General features: G+C 27.3%; 1 protein-coding gene. It reads right to left on the bottom strand.

Going from position 1 to position 1,028, the window contains the following annotated elements:
- Nucleotides 1-77: 77 nt before the first annotated feature.
- On the bottom strand, nt 78-1,004 hold the full coding sequence (locus HGP29_RS28170; RefSeq protein ID WP_168885809.1) for a hypothetical protein: 927 nt from the start codon (nt 1,002-1,004) through the stop codon (nt 78-80).
- Nucleotides 1,005-1,028: the final 24 nt, after the last annotated feature.

Genomic DNA, 1,028 nt, shown 5'->3' with positions numbered 1-1,028 from the left:
TAATGGCTAAACTACGACCAGCGGGTGTGTCACCCGATGGATGGAGATTAGCTAATGTTAGCTTGCGTAATTAATAATTATAATTCTTTTTTATCAATAATGAAATCGTGATTATCTATAACTTTTTGTACTTCAACCGTTTCTGACAGATTTTTGATATAATTTGTCAATTCGCCCAAGTTATAATCATAACAAAAGTCTTCATTTATATAAATTGACAATTCATTATTTCTTAGCCTTAAATGTCTTAGTAAGAAGTCATTCTCTTCTGATAATTCATGATTTTCTTCCAATTGAATATTCATTTTTATATTGGAATTCCAACATTCACCTAAACCTATTCTTAAATTAGTTTTAAAGAACACCCTATCTATCTTTGAAATATAACATGCTATTAGCAATTTCTTTTTTAAAATAGACAGTTCTTCTTCATTCAGTTGTCCTTTATAATTGACTCCTTTATTATTAAGATATAGTATGCCATTTGGAGTTATCTCTACTTTAATCTTATTTAATAGAAAATAAAATGATAGAACTTTAAATTTTGGATAATAACCTTCCAAAGAAAAGAAATCTACGTTCTTATAACTTGAAGTAAATCTCAATGTATCTATTTCAAAAGGTATATAACTACCGTTATAAAGATGAAGGTTTAATGGTGTTCTCATCGCAATTATCAAAGTATCTTCAGTTAAAGAAGTAATATGACCTAGATTTGAATTGGTATCATAAAATTCATGTAATACGTTTATGGAATCTAATACAATACTTGTATTGGCATTGATAAAACTCACTGATTTAGAAGAATCATATAAATCATAGGTTAGTTTTAATATCCCTCCCTCAAGATAATCGTACTTCATATCTGCACTCTCATCATCTGTCCTACAAAAATACCAATTCTTATTATCTAATAATTCATAGTTAATTTGTTGAGCTTTTTCACAAGAGATGAATGTATAAGATAAAACGATTATAAGCTTAAAATTTATTGAAAATCTCATTGGTTATGAATATGCAAGCTAACG

Origin of the sequence: Flammeovirga agarivorans, from assembly GCF_012641475.1 — a bacterium.
GTDB classification, from domain to species: Bacteria; Bacteroidota; Bacteroidia; order Cytophagales; family Flammeovirgaceae; genus Flammeovirga; species Flammeovirga agarivorans.
This window is presented reverse-complemented; position numbering and strand designations above follow the sequence as displayed.